Source organism: Kribbella sp., assembly GCF_035655035.1.
GTDB lineage: Bacteria > Actinomycetota > Actinomycetes > Propionibacteriales > Kribbellaceae > Kribbella.
Window position 1 is genome coordinate 1 of the sequence record NZ_DASRVN010000384.1, and the last position, 4,694, is coordinate 4,694.

At 68.2% G+C, this 4,694-nt stretch carries 4 protein-coding genes; all 4 read right to left on the bottom strand.

Annotation, left to right across the window (positions count from 1 at the left end; genetic code table 11):
* Positions 1-1,893 (bottom strand): FAD-dependent oxidoreductase (locus VFF46_RS21520; protein ID WP_325038972.1); only part of this gene is annotated, 1,893 nt, incomplete at its 3' end.
* Between the two features lie 11 nt (positions 1,894-1,904).
* Positions 1,905-2,855, bottom strand: coding sequence for a MurR/RpiR family transcriptional regulator (locus VFF46_RS21525; RefSeq protein WP_325038973.1), 951 nt, complete (start codon positions 2,853-2,855; stop codon positions 1,905-1,907).
* A 10-nt stretch (positions 2,856-2,865) separates the two neighbouring features.
* Positions 2,866-4,245 (bottom strand): hypothetical protein, encoded by a 1,380-nt coding sequence (locus VFF46_RS21530; protein ID WP_325038974.1) that lies wholly within the window; start codon positions 4,243-4,245, stop codon positions 2,866-2,868.
* The coding region (locus VFF46_RS21535) for a carbohydrate ABC transporter permease (protein ID WP_325038975.1) at positions 4,242-4,694 on the bottom strand (453 nt) is incomplete at its 5' end. The genes VFF46_RS21530 and VFF46_RS21535, both read right to left, overlap by 4 nt.

Below are 4,694 nucleotides of genomic sequence, written 5' to 3' on the forward strand. Positions count from 1 at the left end.
CCAGGGGGTCGGGTCCCAGGCCAGGTCTTCGGAGGACCACAGGTTCGGGCCGCCGTACGGGCGGGCGTAGCCGCCGATGACCTTTTCGGGGGCGTACGCCGTAGTCTCGCCGAGGCGGATGCACAGGCCGGCGCGCGGAAGGATGTGTTTCCAGGCGCGGAACTGTTCGGTCCACTGCTCGTCCGGTGCCGGGTCGCGGTGCGCGAAGTGGACCGTGCCGGGGAGTGCGGTCGCTGCCGTGTGGACGGAGACGTCCGGCGTCTTCCGCAGGGTCACGAAAACGTTTGACGGACGTTCCGGGCGCCAGGACACCGGAAGCCGGATCCAACGTTTCTCGCCGGCCGGAACCTCGACGGTGCAGGAGTCGATCAGCTCGGCGGGCAGGTAGTTCTGCGGCTTGACCGGGTCGTGCAGCTCGACGGTGAGCGAGCCGCCGTTCGAGTCGACGAGCAGCTCGAAACCGTCCAGTGCCGGGTCGACCGGGATCACCATGCCGAGGTCGGTCGTCAGCGGCAACGTGCCGGAAGAGACCTCGAGTGCGGGCCGCGTGAACGTGGACGAGGCTGTCGCGGTCGCCGAGAGTGCGAGGTTCGCCGGATCTTCGTCGACGACGCCGAGGACCGACGCGTCCGCGCGGGTCAACGCTTTCCGCATCAGGCCGAACCGGTCGTGCGCCAGCTCGCGCGGTGTCAGTCCGTTGCGCAAGGCAACGGATGCGCCGATCCCAGCGGCCTCACCGAGTACTGCGCAGGTCGCCATCACCCGCGTGGTCCCGAACGCGACGTGGCTCGCGCTGATGTTCCGCCCGGCCATCCACAGGTTCCGCACGTTCCGCGAGTACAGAGAACGCAGCGGAATGTGGTAGTTGCCGTCCGAGAACCAGTGCTTCGAGCCGCGCTCGGCCGCGTACACCCCGCCGGGCGGGTGCAGGTCGATCGACCAGCCACCGAACGCCACCCGGTCGTCGAACTCGCGCTGCTCGAGGACGTCGTGCTGGGTCAGCACGTGGTCGCCGAGAAAACGCCGGTACTCACGTTTTCCGGGCACGGACCCGATCCATTCCAGCGTCAGGTTGGCGGCGTCGAAGTTGCCGCTGTTCTTGATGTAGTCCCAGATCCCGTAGACCACGGCCTGCAGCTCGTCCCGGATCGCCTCGTTGTCGTCGACGACGTCCAGCTCGCCGCCCCATTCGATCCACCAGAACGCGCAGCCGTTCAGGTCGGTCCGGATCACCCGGCGCTCAGGAACAGCGGTTTCCGTGATGTTTCGCGCGAACGACGGTGGTACGAAGCGGACCGGTTCCCCGGCGTCCTTGCTGTAGAAGAGGATCGTGCTGCCGAGCGTGTTCGAGTCCGGTACGTCTGGCGCCCAGGACTCGTCGTACTGCGATCGCGGCTCCCGCCCGGTGCGGAAATCGGCCCCGGCCAGCAGGCCGACCAGCCCGTCGCCGGAGCAGTCCACGAACACCGGGCTGACGAATCGGATCTCCTTCTCGGACCCCATCTGCCAGCCGGTCACCGACCGGATCTCGCCGTCCGCGGCCTCCACGGAACGCACGTCGGTGTTCAGGTAAAGCGTTATCCGCGGTTCCGCGCGGACCGCCTCGAGCAGCACGAGGTCCCAGTAATACGGGTTTCCGAGCGGATTCCGGAACTGGTTCTCGACGAACAGCTCCCCCATGATGCCGGTCTCCCGCGCGAAGCTCTGGACGCCGTGCGCGGTCGCGCCGCACACCCACACCCGCACCTCGCTGGACGAGTTGCCGCCGAGCACCGGCCGGTTCTGTACCAGCGCCACGGTGCTCCCCTGCCGCGCGGCGCCGATCGCCGCGCAGATCCCGGCGAGCCCGCCGCCGACGACGGTCAGGTCGGACTGGACCTCGAGCTGCTGCATGCACAAACCCCTCAGGTGTCTGGTTGGACGAAGATGTCCGGCCGGACAACGCTGTCCGGGTGTACGACGGCGGGGACGGTGGTGTCCGGGTGTACGACCGGTTGCCCCGGGCCGTTCGGATGGTTGGCGGTCAGGTGGTCCGGAACGCGCTGCGCCACCAGCACGAACAGCAGCCCGGCGGTGAGCACGTCACTCGCCCGCCCGGCGAAGAACTCGGTCCACGCGGTGCCGTTCGGCGTCCCGGTGTCCAGGACGACGTCCGTGACCCGCCCGACCGGTGAGTCGACGATCCCGGTGATGGCGACCGTGTGCGCGCCCTCGGCCTTCGCGCGCTGGACGAACGCCAGCGTGGTCGGGTCGAGCCCGGAGCGGCTCACGGTGAGCGCGACATCGCCCTCGCCGAGCAGCCCGGCGCCGATCTGCGAGGAGCTCGGGCCGTCGAAGAACCACACCGGGATGCCGATCCGGAGCAGCCGGATGTACAGCTCGCGGGCCGGAATCGCGTCCCCCCACTCCCCGTAGATGTGGGTACGGCGGGCGCCGGCGATCGCGTCCGCGACCCGGGTGGCCGCAGCCAGGTCGATGGCCGCAAGCGCATTCCGGAGCGCGTTCGCCTGGGTGGACGCCAGTACGTTGAGCACCTGCTCGGGCGGGTCGGCCGGACCGATCGCGAGCCCGATGTCGCTGGCCCAGCCCGCCTCCATACCGCGGCCGACCTCCACCGCCAGCGCGGCCCGGAGCGCGGGGTACCCGGCGTACCCGAGATGGGTGGACAACCTGGTCACGGTCGCGGCCGAGGTCTGCGCGGCCTCGGCCAGCTTGGTGATCGATCCGCGCGCGACGTCGTCCGGGTTCGCCAGGATGTGCTCGGCGACCCGCTGCATCGCCCCGTTCAGCTCGGGCAGGACCCGCTTGACCTGCTGCAACGGACTCGGACTGCCGGCTCTCTCCATGTCTGCCATCCCGTAATCGTCACGTATAGACGAACTGGGCACTCGCCACACCGTCGGTGTCGCTGACCACCCGCACCCAGTGCGCGCTGAAACCCGGCGGGAAAACGTGTGACCGCACGGTTCCGGGCTCGACCGTCAGCGTCTCCACCGCGCCGAACCGGCCGTGCCCGTGGAAGTCGATCTCGACCGTGAACGTCATCGCGGTGTCCGAGAAGTTCTCCAGGTGCAGGCACTTTCCGTCGAAGCCGGTCATCAGGTACGGATCGGACGGCACCCCGGCGGAAACCGGTGTTTCCCACCACGGACCGCCCCAGCCGGCCGGCTTGCCGAAACTCCACAGGTCGTCGGTCTTCCCGAACCACAACCCGGACTGCGGTTCCGCGGTCGTCGGGTTCAGCCCGTGGCTCGGTGAAGCGTTGTCCGCGCCGGCGACGAGCATCCCGCGCCACGAGCAGAAGTCCCCGAGCACCCACAGGTGCGTGGAGATCGGGCGCACGCCCCAGATCCGCCCGCCGTACGCCCACGGGGACAGCTCGTAGAACATCCCGTGGTGGTCCATCAGCAGCCGCTCGTGCTCGACCTCGCGGATCCGCGGCCACTCAGTCTGCCACTTGTGGTCGAAGCAGTGCGACGCTTTCGGCAACCGGTACCGCGTCCACTGCTGGTCGGCCTCGGTGAACACCTCGAGGATCGCCGACGCCCGGTCCCACCCGGTCGCGAAGATCGTCCCGCCGAACTCGTGCCGCCCGCCGATCGCGGTGTACGGGTCCTCCCGCAACACCTTCCACGAGGATCCGTCGTACTCCGCGAGCCGTCCCCGCGATCGTACGCCGGCCCACTCGGGCTCGGAGTACTCGTTCGAGCAGACGACGAGCCGGCCGAACGACGTGTAGCAGTCCTTGTAGTGGACCTTCATCTCGCCGTCGGTCCCGAGCTCGTCGTTCAGGTCGAACAGCTGCGTGCACTCGTACGTCGTGACGTCGAGCTCGAACAGCTCCCCCTCCATCGCGAGCACGTACACGTGCGTGTCCGGTTTCTTCAGGTGCCGCGACGTACCGCAGACCCGGAGCGGCTGCAGCTCAGGGATCGTCACGATCTTGTGGTCCGCGGAGATCACGTGCGGGCCGAGCACCAGCCGCGAGGTCGGGAAATGCACGAACCGGTTCGTGTACGTCCCGTCCACGCCAACGGTTTCCGCAACGAGTTCCATCGAGAGGTCGGCGTCGATCCGGCGCAGGCTCACACCGCCGCCGGAGGACGCCTTGTGCGAGTTGTAGTTCTGGACGTAGAGCTTCCCGTTCCACGGCATCAGCGAGCCGACGCCGAGTTCACTGCGCGGCGGCCCGAAGTCGCCGACCTGGGCGAGATGCGGGAAAACGCCGGAAACGCTGGTTGTCATTTGATTCCCGTATGGGTCATGGCGGCGATGAACCGCCGTTGCAGGACGACGAACACGAGCAGCACCGGCACGATCGAGATCACCGAGGCGGCCATCGTCAGGCCCGGCGCGATCTGGCCCTGCTCGTCGACGAAGTTGGTCAGGCTGAGCGGCAGCGTGTACCGGTCCGGGTTGCTGATCAGCACCAACGGCGTCTCGTAGTCGTTCCAGGACCAGACGAACGCCAGGATGCCGAGCGCGCTCATCACCGGTGTTGCCAACGGCAAGTAGATCCGGGTGAACACCCGCCACTCGTTCGCGCCGTCCATCCGGGCCGCCTCGGCGAACTCGGACGGCTGGCTGACGAAGAACTGCCGCATCAGGAAAGTCCCGAGCACGGTGAACATTCCGGGCAGGATCAGCGCCCACAACGTGTCGTACAGCCCGAGCTTCTGGAAGTAGATGAACCG

Excerpts from the sequence above, each read along its gene's own strand:
- VFF46_RS21525 (WP_325038973.1), bottom strand. The coding sequence starts at position 2,855 with ATGGCAGACATGGAGAGAGCCGGCAGTCCGAGTCCGTTGCAGCAGGTC.
- VFF46_RS21530 (WP_325038974.1), bottom strand. The coding sequence starts at position 4,245 with ATGACAACCAGCGTTTCCGGCGTTTTCCCGCATCTCGCCCAGGTCGGC.